Raw genomic sequence first — 19,624 nt, 5'->3', positions numbered from 1 at the left:
CTCGCCTACCCTTGCTTCGCTTGCGTATAGGCCAATTTCGCTCTTTCCAATAGAGCTGCCTCAGTTTGACTGATTGGGCCTAGCGACAACCAAGCAGACCAGAGGTCATCCATCGACACACTTTCGCCTTCTTGCAACTTACGCGTCATCAGTTGAAGCTGTTGTTGCTCACGTAACGCAATGTCTTGAGCCGGCGAATCTAGTTGTGCAATGATTTCCATTTGCAGCGTTAACGCATGACGACTAATGTCCTCATCAGTATTCGGTGCCAATACTTTAAACGGTATGTTCGGATTATTGTCCAACGTTGTATCGGTACCCACAATACTCTGCAAATACTCGAAAGCGCTATTCGTCACATCAGCTTGTTGCTTGGCATAATGCTCTGCATTCTTAGCTTTTGCCGTTTTATGCAGATGGCTTAAACTTGCCTCGATTTGACGCACATGCTTAAGCTGCAAGCGTGTTTCACTATCATCTTTTGCCGCTATTAGTGTTTGTCGCACCGTCTCTAGCGCCTGCTCCACCTGAGATAACCACGGCTTTGTAGCGTCTGCAACGTCCACATCTACGTTTATCGCATTTATGGCCGCATTCATTTCATCCAGCACTTCATTGGACTTTTGTGCATGCTCGACTTTCAATGCTTTTAGCTTGGCGTAACCTTCATCATTCACGCTTTTAAACTGCTGCCACAATCGATGATCTTTTCCTTGCCCAGCATAGCCGACCGATTTCCATGCTTCTTGTAATGCTTTAAGAGATGCCGCGGTATTACACGGTAATGTCTCTGCAATCTGTTTAGCTTGTTCGATCAACGCTAGTTTTTGTTGCGCGTGTTCTTTTTGAATATCATTGGCTCGTTGCTGCAGTGGCTGACAAAGCTCATTAAACCGTTGCTTGAGTGATTGCCAGTCCTTACGGCCTATCTCCCCTAATGCAAACCAATCTTTTCGTAACTGCATATACCGCGAAATAAATTCATCATTTTGCTCACATGTACTGAGTGTTTCCAGCGCAGCGAGTAACGTGATCGCTTTTTGCTTGTTGCCTTCTCTTAATTCCGCTTGCTTGGCAAAAAATGCTTTGCAAGGCGCATAGGCTTTTTCAGCCGCTTCATCAAAAGCCACGGCTAGCTCACTATTACTATCAATCGGCCCAAGTGACTGCCAATCTGCTCGTAACGTAGAGATCGCTTTGCGGCGCGCCTCTATATCATCAGTGATGTTATCAGCGAGCGCTATCATTTGCTTAACGAGTTCAGGTCTGCGTGGGGTTGCTACGTAACTTTGCCAATCTTTAAGTTGTGCCACTTCATCACTGAATTGTTCATACTGGCGAATAAGCGGCTTACGTGCGCTTTCACTAAGTTCTGCGAACGCATGTTGAACTTTGGCATAGATCGAAATGGCCGCTTTAAACTTACCTTGTTTAATTAACGCAAGTCCCGTGCGTATTTTATTTTTGCAAAACGTACGCTGTGCTTGCAGTTGATTGTCATAATCAGTTAGCGCTTGTTGCCACGCCTTTCGGATGGCATACCATTCGGTAATAACAGGGGCTTTAAGCGATCCACTTGCTGTTTTAAGCACCTTTTTAATATCGTCATTTAATCCGTTAAAAGTGCGTACGGCTTCATCTGACATTACGGCTGGCGGCTCAGCATTGTTCTCTTGTTTTAAGATTGCCAGCTTCTCTTCAATATTGGTAATTACAGCAATATGCTCAGGTAACTTTGCTAGTTCTGCGGCAGTTTTTCGAAGCGCGCTTAACAAGTCGCCTTTTTGTGCGCCATCGACCCATGCATAGTCATCCATCGTCACCATGTGTTGCTCGATGTCGGCGCGCACAGCTGTGGTATCAAGACTCTGCTTGCTAGCCAATCCGTCTTCGAGCATGCCTTTGGCCGTTTGCAAAAGGGCTTTGCGTGTTTCTTTCCACTGATCTACAAGTGCTTGCTGCCTTGCCTGCTCAGAAACGCTGGCAATTTTTTCCGCGATACTGACATAAATAGCGTCTAATCTAGATTGGATAGTGTCTCGTTTCTCGCGCAACACCGCCGCTTGTTCTGATGCTAAGGTGGCGAGCTCTTCAAGGGAAGCATTAATTTCCTGTGTAAGCGCCGCACGTTTGTCCTGCCATGATAAATAGTCGCCATTGTCTGCTAATGCGAGTAATTTTGATAAAGACAAGGTTAATTGTTGTTGCAGGATAATTGGGCGCTGGGCCCTTTGATGAAGCTCATCAAGGCGCTTATCAATATACTCAAGCGTTTCAGTGTTTTTAATCGACTTGCGCAGCTTATTCAACTGACCCGTTTCGTTGATTGACTCGATGAGGTTTTGCTGAACGCCTGTGTCTTCGATATTGACGATAACTTTCCGCGTAAAGTCAGGCTCATGAATATGACGTAATATTGCATTTAGCGATTGCGCATCTGACGCAAACAATGTGGTATTCTCCAGCACCGCTTTTAAGACTGTAACATCCTTTATCTCTAAAGCGTTTGCTTTGCGTTGCGCCGCACTTAATGTGGTTAACTGTTCATCACATAGCGTAGTAATGACTTCTTTTTGTGCCGCTTTTTTAACCTTAGGATCACGCGCAATTTGGGACATTTTCAGCCACAAATCAAACGAGCCCAGACGAGCGAGTGCCGCCAAACTAACATCTGCATCAGCGTCATTAAAAGCGAGCTCATGCAACCGAGACTTATCCTCTGATTGCACAGGATCCAGTGTCGCGATTGCCTGTATTCGAACCTCTGGATCGGCATGAGTATGTTTCGGAGCAAACAAACGGCTAAATATCATGCTTTTTAAACCTTGCAATTAATGACTCTTGGGCCATTTTCATTTCATTTTTAAGCTCTTGACGGGACTTTTGCACAATCTCACCATCGGCACCGATGGTCATGTGTTCCCCTGATTGCTCAACTTTTGACTGGTACACCATTACGGCTTGCAACAGCGTATCTCTTTGTTCAGATGACAACGCCGTACCGTCAAACCACTTGCCGGTTTCGACTAATAACTTAATGCGTTCATACAATTCCGGCGTCAACGAGGTGATGAGTTGTTCTAGCTGCATTTATTTGCTCTATGAGAAACGTTTCAATAGCACCAAACGTGCACGATTGATAAGGTACCAAATGAAACCCAGTACGGAGCAACCTACCGCGATGTTCTGTTGTAAATCTGTTGGTTCTACTCCGCCCCAATACCATAAACCAAACCCTGAAACGAACATCAACATAGCGAGCATTGACTGGTTTTGCAGACTTTGACGCTTATTGAAGCGCTGCATTTGCTGTTTTCTCGCGATATCTTCTTCACTCGCGTTGCCTATCGCAAAGTTACAATGTGAACAGCTTTTCGCTTTATCGGAAATTTTCTTATTACATGATGGGCAGTCTATTAATGCCATTGTCGACTCCTATTCAATCTCGTGCAGACATCACAACGTGCACGGTAATTACGGCTTAATGACGCAAATGGTTTTGCGAGATGAAGTGATAAGCCAATAAAAAAGAGGCATCAGTATACACTGATGCCTCTGTTTCTTCACTTAAGGTTACTTGTCTTGATTACGTTGCCAGTAATCGTTAACTGACTCTTTCATTTCCTTACGCAACAACATTATGCCGAATAAGTTAGGTAACGTCATAACCACAATAGCGACGGCTGAAAGTGCCCACACTAGGGTCGTGTCTGAGAACGATGCCCAAACAAAACCTGCACAGTAAATTACACGGTACGGCATGACGGAGCGTGGACCTAATAAATAAGTCATTGCCCGGTCACCGTAATATGACCACGCGATAGCCGTTGAGAATGCAAACAGAAGTAAGCCTATGGATACAATATACTGACCAAAGTCACCAAAGAATCCACGCGTAAAGGCAATGGCGGTTAACGGTGCAGAGTGAACCAATGACTTACCTGATACTTGCAAGTTTTCGCGCACTGGCTTGCCGTCTACTATTTCCAACATGCCGGAGAACAAGTCTTCATTGTTAACACGATACACCACATCTTCGGCAACAGAACGAGAATTGATAAGCGTGTACCCGCCTGATACTGCAACACCATTCACGACAGAAACCTGACCGTTGTAGGCCTCAACCGTGTGACCATCAACACCATTTAAATAGCGGTATAACTGATCAACGCTTGCTGCATCAGATTCTGCATATTGACCGCTCACAAACAACATATCAGAACGATCAAAGATATTTTGATGCTTCTCTTTCCATACGCCTGATGAAAGGATTACAAGACCGGTGATCGTACAAATAATAATGGTATCGATAAATGGCTCTAGGATTGACACCATACCTTCTGATACTGGCTCTTTAGTACGCGCTGCGGCGTGTGCAATGGGTGCTGAACCCTGACCGGCTTCGTTAGAAAACAAGCCACGGTTAACACCACGGTTAAATGCGTAAGCAAGCGTAGCCCCTAAGAAACCACCAGCAGCGGCTGAACCGGTAAAGGCGTCACCAATCACTGCCATAAACGCTGGGCCGATGTTTTCAACATTGGCGAAAATAACCGCAAATGCACCAATCATGTAGATAACCGCCATTAACGGCACAATACGCGCTGTAACGGCTGCGATACGTTGAATACCGCCCAAAATAACAAGCGCCAACAAAATACCTAACGTCCAACCGACTATGTAAGCATCGATACCAAAGGTAGACTCGATACTGGTCGCAATACCATTACTCTGCGGTAAGTTACCCGTACCAAACGAACTGATCACCGTCGCGATAGCAAAAGCAACAGCTAACCATTTCATGTTCAAACGGCGATCCATGTAATACATTGGACCACCTGCCATCGTACCGTCTTCAGTTTTAACTCTGTATTTATGTGACAGGGTAACTTCGACAAACTTCGTGGTCATACCCAAGAATGCCGTTGCCCACATCCAAAATAGCGCAGCAGGGCCGCCGAGGAAGATAGCAAATGCCACACCAGAGATATTCCCCGTACCGACGGTACCTGACAACGCAGTCGTTAGCGCTCTAAAGTGACTGGTATCGCCTGGATCATTATCTTTGTCGTACTTGCCCGATATAACTTTACAAGCATGTTTGAAATAGCGAATTTGCGGAAACTTCAAATAAATGGTGAAAAATAAACCAACACCAAGGAGTACATACGGAAACCAAAATGCGCCCCCCAGTAATCCATCTAAATCGACGAGAAAATTATACAAACCTTCCAAGGTATTCCCCTTTGTTCTTATTGTTGTCGTGTGAGTGTAAACTGCCCAAGATTAACCCAGTTCGTGCACAACTGCACGCACTGCTACCAATATATCTTCGCCTAATTGCATGCAGCGCTGCGGAGACCAACCGTATGCAGGATCGGGTACATTCGCATTATCTTTAAACGGCATTTCAAAGGTTAATCCCATGCAATTGAAGCGTTCTGCAACCGCATTTGATGCAATGGTTAAATCGGCTTTCCCCGCTTCATCTTTTGGATAACCGTGTTCAACCTGAAATTCCGGTGTTACGTTCAATAACGTATTGCGGAAGGTATCTTCTAAATGCTTCATACGTGCATCAAAACTGGGTACCCCTTCACTGCCCGCAACAAAGTTATATGGCAGCGCTTCATCACCATGCAGATCCAAGTACATGTCAACGCCAGTCGCCTTCATTTCTTCTAGAACATAATACACTTCAGGACTACGTTCTAGCGTTGGCGTGGCCCATTCTCGGTTTAAGTTCGCGCCAACAGCATTGGTGCGTAAATGCCCCCTTGCGGCACCGTCAGGGTTCATGTTCGGTACGATATAAAACACCGCATCCTGCAGTAGCGCACGTGCAAGTCCGTCTTGTTCATCTAACAATCGCGTGATGAGGCCTTCAGCACACCATTCAGCCATTGTCTCTCCGGGATGTTGACGTGCTGTTATCCATACACGTTTTTTTCCTTCCGCTGGTTCACCGATCACCAGCAATGACATATCGCGACCATCTAATGTTTCACCCAATAATTTATGCTCACAATCGAGTGAGGTTTGCGCATGACTGATCAAGTCCAAATGGCGCTCATAGCTATAGGGTGCAAAGTACGCGAAATAGATACATGAATGCTCAGGTGTAAACTCTACCGTTAAGCTTTCACCATCAAATGTTGATTCAACACGAAACCATTCATCTCGGTCGTAGCTTGCCACAACATCGTAACCATCCCAGCCATCAGGATAAGCTGACGCTTTAAGGTCATTAATCGTAATTTTGTGTTCTTGGTAAGCCGTTGTTTGTAGGCGAAAATGGAACCATTGATAAAAGTCAGATTGATTGTCTTTGCGAATACTAAGTTGAATATTATCTGGCGCTTCAGCACTGATGACATTGATATTGCCACTGTCGAAGTTAGCGGAAATGTGCATGTAGAGTCCGTTATTCGATAAAAACGTTAGTGTAAACGTCTTGCCTATGATCACTCAATAGCAATTCGATAACTCTACCAATTTAGCCTTTGTATTGCGTTAAATATTCTCGCACTTTAAGGCCTACTGCAGTGCTATAGCCTCGCGTGCCCGACACAATTTCATGCGATGCATTCACCATATAATAAGTCGGGTATGCATCAACTTTAAATTGGCTTTTGAGCTGCTCGTTGCCGTATAAGATGGGGGCTTGAATATTGTGTTGTTGTGCAAATGCTAACACATCGTCTTCGGACGCGTAGTCCAGTGCAACACGGACAATCCTAATATTCTCATTGTCGATGTACTCGAGATTGCCAATACTCAGATGACAAACCTGACACCAAGGCGCGAAAAAATAAACCAATGTCGGTTTACCATCTGCTAATAACGGCTCGCTAGTGCCATGTGTTGTAGCGTAGTGGCGATTATTCACCCCAACACTGGTATTGGATGTCAACATATCCCGCTGTTGCCACAACAAAACGGCTATTACGATCGCTCCCCCGATGAGAATATCCCGTACCCAAATAGTCCATTTTTGTCCCGCTAACGTCATATGTTGCCCTTATAGAAACTGCGTAAAAGAACTGACCCGCACGATTGCGTTTGTATTTCAGTCATTCGTAAAAGCCGGAGGCAGTATATACGAAAACGCCCGCTGATTTAGCGGGCGTTTGTATCTACCAGAAAACTAAACTTAGTTTCGTGTATTAGCTGGCACCGATGGGAAGTCTAGCCCTGCCATGTCACGCACAACGCGCATAACCTGACAGCTATAACCAAACTCGTTATCGTACCAAACGTACAATGTCACGCGGTTGTCAGCGACAATTGTTGCCTGACTATCAACCACAGCTGCCGCACGTGCGCCCACTAAGTCGGTTGATACGATTTCTGTCGATGCAGTGTAATCAATTTGATGTTGCAGATCTGAGAACAACGCCGCATCACGCAAGTATTCGTTGATAGAAACTTTATCTGTCGCCTTTTCAAGGTTTAGATTAAGGATCGCCATAGATACATTAGGTGTCGGCACTCGAATCGCATTACCCGTTAGCTTACCGGCTAGTTTTGGATAGGCTTTAGCTACCGCTTTAGCAGCACCCGTTTCAGTGATTACCATATTTAATGGAGCACTGCGACCACGACGTTCGGCTTTGTGATAGTTATCAATCAAGTTTTGGTCGTTTGTATACGAGTGAACCGTTTCAACGTGTCCGCTGGTAATACCGTACTCTTCATCAATCGCTTTCAATACTGGCGTAATCGCATTTGTTGTACAGCTTGCGGCACTCAAAATAGTATCACTTGTGTCAATATCGCCATGGTTTACGCCGTGTACGATATTTTTGATGTCACCTTTACCTGGTGCCGTTAGGATTGCTTTAGATGCACCTTTAGCTTTTAGGTGTAAGCCTAAGCCATCGCGGTCACGCCAAATACCAGTATTATCAATGATGATCGCATTATTAATACCGTATTGAGTGTAATCGACTTCGTCTGGGCTGTTGGCGTAAATAACCTGAATATATGAACCGTTCGCTTTGATAGCTTTGCGTTCATTATCGATAGTGATACTACCGTTGAAAGGCCCATGAACTGAATCGCGACGCAATAAACTCGCTCGCTTTTCTAAATCGCCTTCACGACCACCACGCACAACAATTGCACGTAAGCGCAGTTTGTTGCTTGTACCCTGACGCTCAATCATTAAGCGTGCAAGCAAACGACCAATACGACCGAAACCATACAACACAACATCTTGTGGCTCTTGGTCATCGGTGCGGTCAATCACGTCAGCAAGCGCAGCTCGTAGGTAACCGTCTAGGTCATTATTATCTACAGCGCTACCGTAATGGAAATCGAACGCCAACTTACCGATATCAATTTGCGCTGGGGCAAGCGTCATGTTGCTCAAAGCTTCCAAAATCGGCCAGCTTTCACGCAAACGTAATTTGACACCTTCGTGCAAACGAACAGTACGGTGTGCTTTAATCACATCGATTGCGCTAGCGTTTAACAGAGGGCGACCGTAAATTGAAATTTCAACTGCGTGATTGCGGTACAACTTGCCAATCAACGGCAACATCATTTCTGCATATTCTTGGCGCTCTTGCCAACTGGATTGTAACTCTTGTTCGAATTGCTGATTCATGCCCCACCTAGATAGTAATCATTCGCTATACTTAACGCCACGCATACATCCGCAGTATCGATTCATTTTTGTTCACCAAATACGCTACACTGATGTTGTGATAAATCGCCGTGACGCCCTCACTAAAATCGGGCGGTATTGTAATGAAGCATTTGAAGAACGCCAAATTGTTGAAAAATTTCAGTTTTAGTTAAATAGCCGAGGGTAATTTGAATTTTTTACGTTATTTTCCGTCACTTGTTACACTTTCATGTTTATTGTGGTTGTCTGGCTGTACGGAATTTACCGCGAAAACCGTCGCGCAAATGTGCAAAGAAGATCCGTCAATTTGCAATGACCTAAATCCTGATGCGTGGTGCCGTGCAGAAAAAGCCGACATCATTAAACACCGATATTCATTATCTAACCCGCCCAGCAACAAAGAGCAATATCAAATGATTTTGTTCTTTGAAGACTACCAGCAATGCATCGCAAAGGCTGCTCAAATCAGGCATAAAGAATTGAGAGAGAAAGAAAGTGGTCGTATGAAGGGTTTGCTAACCGCACAAAATGAACTTAAACGCTTAGCTAGAGAAACACGCAACACCGATGATCCATACTTAAGCTTTTACCAATGGTCTCGCCATGGCCATGACGACGCACTTTCACGCTTTTTGCGCTATGAGAAAAATGGTCAACTCAATACGGCTCCTTTGCAAGTTGGGTTAGCCAGTTATCATGCAAAGCGTGACACAGGTAAAGCCATCAACGCACTTTACACGGCGTTAAGCCTGTACCAAGAAGACGAGGAAATCGACCCCGATATTTTTATATCGCTTTACACATTACACAAATCGAGAGATGAAGTGGAAATGGCAATTGTATGGGCGTTAATTGCAGCGGAGTATGAAGAGAATGAAGTTGACTTTGCAACCCTGCAAAGTATGGCATCAGACGCTGGATTAGACTTCGATTACCTGCAACAGCGTGCAGATAGCATCCATAGCAATATTGAATCTAGGGAATTTACATTTAACGCCTAACTGAAAGTAAATTTCAGTTTGGCGTATCAAAAAATTGACATATTTTGGTTATTTAGTGCATTTATTTGCCCGTTGCTTGCCCAAATCTATCATTTGGAAAGGCTGTTTGAGCCACCAAGCAACAAAATCTTCAACGTTTGAAAGCCACAGAGAGCTCAATGCTGGCGTTTTCGCCGCACTTACATCGATCATTACGCAACATTGTTGCAGATCTGATTAACCTAGAACGTTACTTGGGAGTGAATTGCAATGATACAGAATTCACGCAATAGCGCTTTCCGGTCGGCGCTGGACCATCATCAAACACATGACCTAAATGCGCATCACATTGCTGACACACGATCTCTATGCGGTGCATGCCATGGCTGTGATCTTCTTGATAGCCAACATTCCCCGCATCTGTTTGAGCATAAAATGACGGCCAGCCGCCCCCCGATTCAAACTTAGCTTGCGCTTCAAACAATTCCGCTCCGCAACATGTACAGTGATAGGTTCCCGGTGCAAATTGATTTAGCAATTCGCCCGTAAAAGGACGCTCAGTACCGCGTTCACGACACACGCGAAATTGTTCGGGAGTTAGTTGTGCTTTCCATTCATCATCGGTCTTTCTCATACTAACTCCCATTTCTTGCGATTTATTTTTTAATAATCACTTGTGGACGTTGTGGATCATTCCACTCTATATGGTAGCGCTTGCCTTCCGGCTTATCTGTGCGTTGGAACGTATGTGCGCCAAAGAAGTCACGCTGTCCTTGCAACAAGTTCGCCGGCAGCACAGCCATACGATAGGAATCGTAATAGCTCAACGCAGACGTCATGGCAGGACACGGGACGCCTGACAATACTGCATGACTTATCGCACTACGCCAATCTTGCTGGTAGGTCACGATTTGTTGCGTAAAGAATGGGTCGACCAGCAAGTTTGCCAGTTTTTCATCCTGCTCGTATGCTTGCGTGATGGACTGCAAGAAAACTGCTCTAATTATACAACCGGCACGCCAGATCTTGGCGATTTCGGCAAAATCCAACTTCCAGCCGTGCTCTTTGGCAGCGATGTCCATGAGCTGGAAACCTTGTGCATATGCACAGATCTTGCTGCAATAGAGCGCATGTTTTAATGCTGCAATAATCTCAGCTTTTTGCGCTTCACTGTATTCAGGTAACGCAGGTCCCGCCAAACATTTACTGGCAGCAACGCGTTCTTTTTTCAAGCTGGATAAGCTTCTGGCAAACACGGCTTGCGCAATAGTTTGAGCCGGACTTCCGACTTCTAGCGCGCTCACGGCGGTCCAAAGGCCTGTTCCCTTTTGGCCTGCTCGGTCAAGAATAACATCAACCAATGGCGTGTCAGTTTCTTCGTCCATTTGATCCAGTACTTCAGCACTGATCTCAATAAGATAACTGTTCAATTCGCCCTCATTCCATTCACGGAACACATCAGCGATTTGACTTGGGGTCATACCTAAAGCCAAACGCATAATGTGGTAAGCCTCGCAAATCAATTGCATGTCGGCATATTCAATCCCGTTGTGGACCATTTTGACGTAATGACCAGCACCAACCGGGCCAATATAAGTCGCACACGGCTCACCTTCTGTTACGGGTTGACCGGGTATATTGGACTCAAGAGGCTTACCCGTTTTAGGGTCAACCTTTGCAGCAATAGATTTAAACACGGGTTCAAGGCGCGTCCAGGCATAAGGGTCGCCTGACGGCATTAAGGATGGTCCAAATCGAGCACCTACTTCTCCGCCAGATACAGCGGTTGAGAAGAATATGAACTTGCCTTTGTACTGTTTTTCACGCTCGACCGAATCAGTCCATAAACTGTTGCCTGTATCAACCACAATGTCATCTGGCGCGATGCCTGAATCGATAAGATGGTGACAAACGTGATCAACCGGCTCGCCCGCAGGTACCGACAGAATGATTAAATGAGGCGCTTTTAATTTACTGAGTAGCTCAGTGTAAGAACGACACGCGACGACACGAGGCGCCTTATCGCCACGCTCCAGCGTATCTTGCGCGATGATGCCATCAACTTTTGACTGGTCAAGATCAAAGCAAGCGATACGATATCCGTTATCCGCCAGGTTTAAGGTAAGGTTTTTGCCCATTACGCCTAGCCCGATAAATCCGATATCACACAAATTATCGTCAGCTATGGTTTGGTTCGGTTGATTCATCATGTTTTCCCCATCGCATAATGGGGCGGCATAATACCAAAGCTCGGTTAATAGGAGTAGGTGAAAATTGCAATTGATTTACCTGCTTGTAAAAACAATTGATTAACACACACTTTAGGGGTTTGTGAAATGTCGGCATAACGCGTATCCAAACGCAATGTCCAGCCAGCTTTCGGGGCAAAAAATGGCAACGCAAAACGCACATCATCGTCACTGGCATTCACGCATATCAGCCAGTGTTCTGGGCGAATATGCTCTTTATCACAAGATAAACCCCGTATTTCCACTGCAAATGCCTGATTTTCGCTCTCATGCCAGTCATGCGGTGCTTTGTTTGTACCATCAGTTTTATACCAATGAACGGTGGCAGGGTTACGGTTGCAGTAATATCCGTCGTCCTCTAATTGCAAGCCTTTAAGCAATTGACTGCTGTTACGCAATGCTATTACTTCGCGGCAAAATTTAAGAAAGCATGCTTGATTAGCATCTAGCTGCCAATTAAACCAATTTATTGAATTATCCTGACAATACGCATTATTGTTGCCTTGTTGCGAGCGACTCAGTTCATCACCACCTAAAATATGCGGCGTACCTTGTGACAGTAATAATGTAGTAAACAGGTTGCGCTTTTGACGCTCTCTTAACGAATTAATTTTAGGGTTATCGGTTTCCCCTTCATGCCCATAATTGGCCGACAAATTATGTGAATGCCCGTCTCGATTTTCTTCCAAATTGGCTTGGTTATGTTTTTCTGCATACGTCACGACATCATGCAAAGTGAAGCCATCATGATAGGTCACCATATTGACTGAGGTACATACCGGCTTGAAGCCTTTATGAAAGATATCGCGAGATCCCATTAAGCGAGTAGCGAAATCACTGGTGAGTCCTCTATCCCCTCGCCAGAATGCTCGTACTGTATCTCGAAACTTGTCATTACATTCACGCCAGCCGTTGGGAAATCCACCGACTTGATAACCACCTAACCCAATATCCCAGGGCTCTGCAATCAGTAACACGTCACGCAATACTGGGTCCTGCTCAATCGCTCGGAAAATAGCGGCGCAAGGAGAGAACACTAACGGGTCTCGGCCTAGGCTCGCAGCCAAGTCGAAACGGAAGCCATCGACACCAATGACCTGAACCCAAAATCGCAGAGCATCCATTATAAGGCGCAGCATTTGTGGCTGAGCCGTATTAATACTGTTGCCACAGCCCGAATTATTGATAAAGCTGCGACTTCCATCTTCCATATGCTGATATAAATATGCTTGAGAGCCCTGCAGCCCTTTGAAGCTCAATACTGGACCGCCTTCCCCACCCTCTGCAGTATGGTTAAAGACAACATCCATGATGACCTCAATCCCGGCATCATGGTAAGCACGTATCATTTGCTGACATTCAGATAGCGGGTCTTTGAGGGCATAGCGTGGTTCAACAGCGAAGAAATTAACTGGGTTGTAACCCCAGTAATTAGTCAGTCCTAATTGCGTGATGTACGGCTCTGGCATAAAGCTAGCGCAAGGCAGAAACTGAACCGTTGTAATACCCAGCAAACGTAAATGCTCAATCACAGACGGATGACTCGCCCCTAGATAAGTGCCGCGAAGTTCAGTTGGTACATCAGGGTGTAGTTGTGTGAGTCCTTTTACGTGAGCTTCGTATATAATGCGTGGCGATTCTTTATCAAGAAGCTTATGTGGCTTAGCAGGCCTATCGGCAGGCATGACAACTGACTTGGGCACCATTTGATGACTGTCGCCTTTGTAGCGTTTTTTATCCCAATGACACGCGCGGCTTATCTGCTTTGCGTAGGGGTCAATAAGCAGCTTATCGATACTTTTATTAGCGGGAACGCCATCATCAACACGGTAGCCATAAAACTGTCCGGCTTTCAGCCCTTCTACGCATACATGCCAAACATGACCCGTTTTACCCAACATCGGATATTCCGCTGTTGGGGCTTCAGAATCTGGATCAAATAAGCACACATAAACCAGTTTCGCGTCTGGCGCATATACGGCGAAATTAACACCTTCGTCGACAAGGCTAGACCCTAGAGGGTCTGGAGTGCCAAGCTCGATTCTTACCATATGCGCAGTTACCCAGCGTTATTCAAAGACGATATATAATGTAGCTAATGGCGGTAAATTAAAACAAATAGAATGCGGTTGATGGTGCCATCCATGCGGTTCAGAGGTCACAACATCTTGCATTGCGTAGTGACTTCCCCAATACATCTGAGCATCAGTGTTCAGAATCAACTTATATTGCCCTTTGTCTTGCACGCCTAGCCTAAAGTTATCACGAGGAATAGGTGTAAAATTACTTACGGCATAAACCTTTTGTTTGCCGTTTTTACTCATGCGTACAAAAGACAAAATACTTTGGTCAGCATTGTCGTGATCAATCCATGCAAAGCCTGAAGGGTCAAAATCTAACTGATGCAGTGCAGGGTAGTCACAATGCAGCTTATTTAAAGTGCGATAGAGAGCTTGTATGCCTTTGTGTTTATCAAATGCCAACAAGTCCCACTGTAATTGAGCGTCATGGTTCCATTCGTTCGCTTGGCCCAGTTCGTTGCCCATGAAATTTAACTTTTTACCCGGATGAGCAAACATGAATGCTGCGAAGCTGCGTAAGTTAGCGGCTTGCTGCCATTCATCGCCGGGCATTTTGCGTAGCATAGAGCCCTTACCGTGCACCACTTCATCGTGAGATAAGGGCAGCACAAAGTTCTCATCAAAGGCGTACACCATCGAAAACGTAATTTCGCCGTGATGATAGCGACGATATGCAGGGTCTTTGCTGATGAAATGTAATGAGTCATGCATCCAGCCCATATTCCACTTAAATCCAAAACCAAGACCGCCATCAAACACTGGTCGAGACACTTTGGCGAAGGATGTTGACTCTTCCGCTATCGTCATAGCGTGTGGAAACTTGCTGTAAACCTCTTGGTTCATCCACTGCAATAGACTAATCGCTTCATAATTGTGATTGCCGCCGTCCACATTGGGGATCCACTCACCATCATTGCGTGAATAATCGAGATAAAGCATTGACGCCACAGCATCGACACGCAATCCATCAATATGAAACTTATCTAACCAATACAATGCGTTAGACACCAAAAATTGACGCACCGTTTGTTTACCGAAATCATATATGCACGAATTCCAGTCGGGATGCCAGCCTTTGCGTGGATCTTCATATTCGTAAACACAACTACCATCAAAACGCGCTAATCCATGTCCATCTTCCGGGAAGTGGGCAGGCACCCAATCAATGATCACGCCGATACCGTTTTGATGGCATTGATCAACAAAATACTTAAAGTCATCAGGATGGCCAAAACGACTGGTTGGTGCGAATAAACCCACCGGTTGATAGCCCCATGAACCATCAAAGGGGTACTCGGATATAGGCAAAAGTTCTACGTGGGTGTAATGCATGTCGACCAAGTATGGTATCAACTCTGCGGCAAGCTCACGATAGGTCAGATATCGCTCGCCAGATCCTTCGCTAGGCCGCTTCCATGAACCTAAGTGGCATTCGTAGACACTCATGGGCAGTGAATAAGGATCTTTATGCTCGCGATTCATCCACTCAGAATCATGCCATTCATACACTGTATGATCATAAACCCGTGAAGCATGCGATGGGTATTGTTCGGCGCTAAAACCTAATGGGTCTGCCTTATGCGGCAACTCATTTCCAGCTGAATCCTTAATTTGATATTTATACTGCGTACCGCTTTGCAACCCGGGTACAAACAGCACCCAAAAGCCCAAGTCTGTTTTTTGCATCGGGTGGCAGCTGCCATCCCAAAGGTTAAACTCACCAATCAACGATACCGCTGACGCGTTCGGTGCGTAAACCGCAAACCTTACGCCATTGACCAAGCCGAAATCAGGTACCTCAAGTGAGCATAACTGCGCTCCCGCTTGTTGATACAAATTTTCAGGGGCATGGTCGATATAATGCACCGCATGATACGCTTCTTGCTGAAATAAATACGGATCCAGTATCTGATATGAAGTGTCATCGGTCGTAATATCGAAACCGTAGAGCGCCGGCAGCTTGGCAGATTTCAATGTAGCAGAATAAAAGTGAGAATTATCTTGAGCTTTAAGATCTGCAACCGATTGACGCGTTTGCCAATCGATTACACTCACCTTCTTAGCACCGGGCAGCCAAGCATTCAGCGTCACCTCCTTGCCACTTGTTTGCATACCTAATATTTCAAAGGGTTTGGCACAAGTCGCATGAGTTAATTCTTGAATGTGCTGCATTAGAAATCCTTATTTAATTGTTGCCTGCATGTTTTCTCGCAGTATCAATACGTGATGCTAACTCACTTATTTTCGGATCATCAAATATTGATGATAGTGAACGTGATAACTTTCGTTTCCAATTCGGATACTCATCAAATGTACCCGGAATATTGACAGGTTTGTCCATTTGAAGCCAATCTTCAAGCTGCAAGCTCAGCAATGCACTAGAACCGCCAGCCATATGCACTTGCATACCGAAATTCAATGCCTCTGTCATCGGAGTATGCTCTACATTACGACCAACATCCTCGCCAACAGACAAATGGCCGTGTAATGAATCGAGGATAGACTGTTTATTCGCATGGCGATCATCGTATAACGAGTGCAGCACCGCTTCATCTCTATATAGGCCAAGTTCTTTACCTAACTCTAAGTCAAAGCAATGCCAATAGCCGATTAGTGTTGGCATATCATGCGTCGTTAGCGTCGACATAGATTGAACAGGATAGTGACTGGGTGAGAAGAAACCACCGTCTTCTGCCTGTTCAAAGAAAAACACCCGATAGGAGTATATGCCATTATCCGCCAGTTTCTCGCGGATCTCGTCAGGCACAGTACCTAGGTCTTCGCCAATCACTAAGCTCTGATGACGCTGGCTCTCTAGTGCCAATATGCCAAGCAAATCATCCACCGGGTAGTAAACATACCCTCCGGATTTCGCACCATCTCCTTTACGTATCCACCACAAACGTAACAACGCCATCGCGTGATCTATACGCAAAGCACCTGAGGCATGCATATTGGCAGCAAATAAATCGATAATCGGTTGATATCGTTGAGCGTATAATTGCTCAGGGTCCATAGGCGGCAACCCCCAGTTTTGACCCAATGGGCCCAAAATATCGGGCGGTGCACCAACACTGGCTTCTGTGCAATAGAGCGATTTATTGCCCCAAATTTCAGCGCTTCCTTCACTCACGCCGACGGCCAGGTCTCGATACAAACCAATGGTCATGCCGAGTTCCTTGGCTTTTTCGCTAGCTTGCTCAAACTGCAAGAATGCTTGCCATTGTAGGAACTTATAAAACTTGATCCGCTGTGCATGTTGCTTTTGGAACTTTGCCACATCTTTGCTGGAGAAATCTTCATATTTACTGGGGAAAACTGGCCAGCCCCAACTTTCTTTCCCTTCGCTTTTCAGATGTTCTTGCATTGCGTCGAATGTCGCCAAAACATCAAGACTTTCACCACCACTTTCAACAAAGGCTTTAAATGCTTTGTTTACACGCGAGTTCTTGGTTAGATGCATGGCGTTAAACACATCAAATACACGCGACAACGCCGCCAATTTTAATTTTGCAACGGCATCATAATCAATGTAGTCGACTTGGCGTACGTGCTGCAGTTGTTGCTGGAAGCCAGAATTGTTAATCAACGATTGCACTGATTCGTCATTAAAACCGTCAATTTGCGCAACGTCTATATATAAGTAGTTCAACCAGCGTCTGGATGAAGGACCATATGGACTGCACGCATCGGGGTTTGAAGGATACAGCGCATGAATTGGATTTAGCCCGATGAAATCAGCGCCTTGATGCGCAGCCTTTTCAACCAAGAAGCTTAAATCACTAAAATCCCCTATTCCCCAGTTACTTTCACTGCGTAAACAATAGAGCTGGACACTCAAGCCCCAAATTTTCTTTCCTTTCGCGACCGAATCCGGCGTATAACATCGCTCTGGCGCTATAATCAATCGCATATCAGCTAATACATCGTTTCCATCCGCGACTAATTCTACTTGGTGATAGCCTAGCGGCAGATCATTAGCTAAATCCACTGCATACGCTTGAAATTCAATATCGTTGACGTCAGCAGCACCAATCAGATTACAATCCACCGGTGTAAATGTGTGCGAGGTCTGCTGCCCGTCTTCCAGCGTAATGACAAACGTGTGCTCATCATTCACTAACTCGATGGGTAGTTTTACCGTAATAACTACATGTTCATTCGTACGCACCACCTGCACAGGCTCAAGCGGCTTTAACCAAGCCGCTTCAATCTTGTGTTGAATTTGTTCTTCTATTACTGCATCCGATTGAGTGTCATACCCCATCGCTTCTAGCAGTTTGGTTTTCGTGGACGCCTCAACCTGTGCCGGGTTTCCCCACGCATCGATATACTTCGTTTCTATGCCTCGCATTTCGACCAAAGAATCAAGCGCTTTTGATGCCATATATATATCCGTTATGAAAGCTGGTTTATGAAGCCAGGTAAATAAATTGTTAATATTATGATTTAACAACGCCTGCATCGCATTTGAATACGATTGCAGAGATTTATGCATTACTTATAAATGTAATTTTACATCATTTTATCGCTTAATCTTTGCGAAATTTGGTTTTTTGATCCATAATTTTCGTAATTATATTACATAAAGGCAAAACAATGACTATTAAGGTAGGAATCAATGGCTTCGGTCGCATCGGTCGACTGGTACTAAGAGCGGCTACAAAGCGTGACGATATTGATATCGTCGCAGTCAATGACCTTTTAGACGTTGATTATATCGCCTACATGCTTAAATACGACTCAACGCACGGCCGTTTTGACGGCGACGTAGAAGTCGTGGATGGTCACTTAGTCGTCAATGGCCAAACCATTCGTGTTACTGCTGAAAAAGATCCTGCAAACCTAGCGTGGTCTGATGTAGATGTTGATGTGGTGGTTGAAGCTACAGGCCTATTTTTGACTGAAGAAACCGCACAAAAGCATATTCAAGCAGGCGCTAAGAAAGTTGTGATGTCTGCTCCGTCTAAAGATACAACCCCAATGTTTGTCATGGGTGTAAACCACAATGACTATGCAGGACAAGCTATTGTGTCAAACGCGTCATGCACAACCAACTGCTTGGCACCTGTCGCAAAAGTACTGAATGATGAATTCGGGATTGTGGATGGGTTAATGACAACGGTACACGCGACAACCGCAACTCAAAAAACCGTTGATGGACCATCATTAAAAGATTGGAGAGGCGGACGCGGTGCCTCGCAGAACATCATTCCATCATCAACTGGCGCGGCAAAGGCTGTTGGTAAAGTGATTCCAGCGCTGAACGGCAAGTTGACCGGTATGGCTTTTCGTGTTCCAACCGCGAATGTATCCGTTGTTGACCTAACCGTTAATTTAGCTAAGCCTGCAAGCTATGCTGACATATGCTCAGCCATGAAGTCGGCTTCTGAAGGTGAATTAAAAGGCGTATTGGGTTACACAGAAGATGCTGTTGTTTCGCAAGATTTTATTGGCGAAACACAAACTTCCGTGTTTGACGCGACTGCCGGTATCGCACTCACCGACACCTTCGTGAAAGTTGTTGCTTGGTATGACAATGAAATGGGCTATTCCAGTAAAGTGTTGGATTTAGTCGCTCATATTTCAAAATAATTAGATGGGTTCAATGCCTAGGGTATTGAACCCCTCTCCTTCCTGACCTAGTCTTTCAGTCAGACATTGACTCCCTACTCGACGTAA

14 protein-coding genes are annotated in these 19,624 nt (G+C 45.2%); 2 read left to right on the top strand and 12 right to left on the bottom strand.

From position 1 onward, the window contains the following. Nucleotides 1-5: 5 nt before the first annotated feature. The 7 genes from CSH93_RS00635 to CSH93_RS00605 all read right to left on the bottom strand — a co-directional run bounded on the left by CSH93_RS00635 (nucleotide 6) and on the right by CSH93_RS00605 (nucleotide 8,611). Nucleotides 6-2,813 (bottom strand): DUF349 domain-containing protein, encoded by a 2,808-nt coding sequence (locus CSH93_RS00635; protein WP_100640858.1) that lies wholly within the window; start codon nucleotides 2,811-2,813, stop codon nucleotides 6-8. Then, entirely contained in the window at nucleotides 2,803-3,090 is a 288-nt protein-coding gene (locus tag CSH93_RS00630; protein ID WP_100640856.1) for a YeaC family protein, read from the bottom strand. The genes CSH93_RS00635 and CSH93_RS00630 overlap by 11 nt, the downstream gene beginning before the upstream one ends. A 9-nt stretch (nucleotides 3,091-3,099) precedes the next feature. Beyond that, nucleotides 3,100-3,426, bottom strand: coding sequence for a zinc ribbon domain-containing protein (locus CSH93_RS00625; protein WP_100640854.1), 327 nt, complete (start codon nucleotides 3,424-3,426; stop codon nucleotides 3,100-3,102). A gap of 147 nt (nucleotides 3,427-3,573) precedes the next feature. Beyond that, nucleotides 3,574-5,235 (bottom strand): alanine/glycine:cation symporter family protein, encoded by a 1,662-nt coding sequence (locus CSH93_RS00620; protein ID WP_100640852.1) that lies wholly within the window; start codon nucleotides 5,233-5,235, stop codon nucleotides 3,574-3,576. 51 nt (nucleotides 5,236-5,286) lie between these two features. Further along, nucleotides 5,287-6,414 (bottom strand): M14 family metallopeptidase, encoded by a 1,128-nt coding sequence (locus tag CSH93_RS00615; RefSeq protein ID WP_100640850.1) that lies wholly within the window; start codon nucleotides 6,412-6,414, stop codon nucleotides 5,287-5,289. An 82-nt stretch (nucleotides 6,415-6,496) separates the two neighbouring features. Then, nucleotides 6,497-7,012, bottom strand: a complete 516-nt coding sequence (locus tag CSH93_RS00610) for a thioredoxin fold domain-containing protein (RefSeq protein WP_100640848.1) — start codon at nucleotides 7,010-7,012, stop codon at nucleotides 6,497-6,499. Nucleotides 7,013-7,153: 141 nt separating this feature from the next. Continuing rightward, complete coding sequence (locus CSH93_RS00605) at nucleotides 7,154-8,611, bottom strand: glyceraldehyde-3-phosphate dehydrogenase (protein ID WP_100640846.1); 1,458 nt, start codon at nucleotides 8,609-8,611, stop codon at nucleotides 7,154-7,156. A 209-nt stretch (nucleotides 8,612-8,820) separates the two neighbouring features. On the opposite strand from CSH93_RS00605, the gene CSH93_RS00595 reads away from it, so the two are divergent. Then, nucleotides 8,821-9,633, top strand: a complete 813-nt coding sequence (locus CSH93_RS00595; protein WP_100640842.1) for a DUF2989 domain-containing protein — start codon at nucleotides 8,821-8,823, stop codon at nucleotides 9,631-9,633. 229 nt (nucleotides 9,634-9,862) lie between these two features. On the opposite strand, the gene msrB is transcribed toward CSH93_RS00595, so the two are convergent. From msrB to malQ, 5 genes are read right to left on the bottom strand one after another with little or no spacing between them, the layout of a single operon-like run. After that, the gene (gene msrB, locus CSH93_RS00590; protein WP_100640839.1) at nucleotides 9,863-10,246 is read right to left on the bottom strand and encodes a peptide-methionine (R)-S-oxide reductase MsrB; all 384 of its coding nucleotides are present in this window, start codon (nucleotides 10,244-10,246) and stop codon (nucleotides 9,863-9,865) included. A 22-nt stretch (nucleotides 10,247-10,268) separates the two neighbouring features. Beyond that, nucleotides 10,269-11,819, bottom strand: a complete 1,551-nt coding sequence (gene gndA, locus CSH93_RS00585) for an NADP-dependent phosphogluconate dehydrogenase (protein ID WP_100640837.1) — start codon at nucleotides 11,817-11,819, stop codon at nucleotides 10,269-10,271. Nucleotides 11,820-11,866: 47 nt separating this feature from the next. After that, nucleotides 11,867-13,912, bottom strand: a complete 2,046-nt coding sequence (gene glgX / locus CSH93_RS00580) for a glycogen debranching protein GlgX (RefSeq protein WP_100640835.1) — start codon at nucleotides 13,910-13,912, stop codon at nucleotides 11,867-11,869. 18 nt (nucleotides 13,913-13,930) lie between these two features. Then, on the bottom strand, nucleotides 13,931-16,114 hold the full coding sequence (gene glgB, locus CSH93_RS00575) for a 1,4-alpha-glucan branching protein GlgB (RefSeq protein WP_100640833.1): 2,184 nt from the start codon (nucleotides 16,112-16,114) through the stop codon (nucleotides 13,931-13,933). Between the two features lie 13 nt (nucleotides 16,115-16,127). After that, entirely contained in the window at nucleotides 16,128-18,329 is a 2,202-nt protein-coding gene (gene malQ / locus CSH93_RS00570) for a 4-alpha-glucanotransferase (RefSeq protein WP_100642292.1), read from the bottom strand. Nucleotides 18,330-18,541: 212 nt separating this feature from the next. Between malQ and gap the strand changes: the two genes are divergently transcribed. Continuing rightward, on the top strand, nucleotides 18,542-19,537 hold the full coding sequence (gene gap / locus CSH93_RS00565; RefSeq protein WP_100640831.1) for a type I glyceraldehyde-3-phosphate dehydrogenase: 996 nt from the start codon (nucleotides 18,542-18,544) through the stop codon (nucleotides 19,535-19,537). The last annotated feature ends 87 nt before the right edge of the window (nucleotides 19,538-19,624 follow it).

The sequence above is a fragment of the Neoalteromonas facilis genome, assembly GCF_002807665.1.
GTDB classification, from domain to species: domain Bacteria; phylum Pseudomonadota; class Gammaproteobacteria; order Enterobacterales; family Alteromonadaceae; genus Alteromonas_E; species Alteromonas_E facilis.
This window is presented reverse-complemented; position numbering and strand designations above follow the sequence as displayed.

Bases quoted from the DNA above. Each gene is read 5' to 3' on its own strand.
- CSH93_RS00635 (WP_100640858.1), bottom strand. From the start codon at position 2,813: ATGATATTTAGCCGTTTGTTTGCTCCGAAACATACTCATGCCGATCCA.
- msrB (WP_100640839.1), bottom strand. From the start codon at position 10,246: ATGAGAAAGACCGATGATGAATGGAAAGCACAACTAACTCCCGAACAA.
- CSH93_RS00630 (WP_100640856.1), bottom strand. From the start codon at position 3,090: ATGCAGCTAGAACAACTCATCACCTCGTTGACGCCGGAATTGTATGAA.
- glgB (WP_100640833.1), bottom strand. From the start codon at position 16,114: ATGCAGCACATTCAAGAATTAACTCATGCGACTTGTGCCAAACCCTTT.
- malQ (WP_100642292.1), bottom strand. From the start codon at position 18,329: ATGGCATCAAAAGCGCTTGATTCTTTGGTCGAAATGCGAGGCATAGAA.
- glgX (WP_100640835.1), bottom strand. From the start codon at position 13,912: ATGGTAAGAATCGAGCTTGGCACTCCAGACCCTCTAGGGTCTAGCCTT.
- CSH93_RS00625 (WP_100640854.1), bottom strand. From the start codon at position 3,426: ATGGCATTAATAGACTGCCCATCATGTAATAAGAAAATTTCCGATAAA.
- CSH93_RS00605 (WP_100640846.1), bottom strand. From the start codon at position 8,611: ATGAATCAGCAATTCGAACAAGAGTTACAATCCAGTTGGCAAGAGCGC.
- gndA (WP_100640837.1), bottom strand. From the start codon at position 11,819: ATGAATCAACCGAACCAAACCATAGCTGACGATAATTTGTGTGATATC.
- CSH93_RS00610 (WP_100640848.1), bottom strand. From the start codon at position 7,012: ATGACGTTAGCGGGACAAAAATGGACTATTTGGGTACGGGATATTCTC.
- gap (WP_100640831.1), top strand. From the start codon at position 18,542: ATGACTATTAAGGTAGGAATCAATGGCTTCGGTCGCATCGGTCGACTG.
- CSH93_RS00615 (WP_100640850.1), bottom strand. From the start codon at position 6,414: ATGCACATTTCCGCTAACTTCGACAGTGGCAATATCAATGTCATCAGT.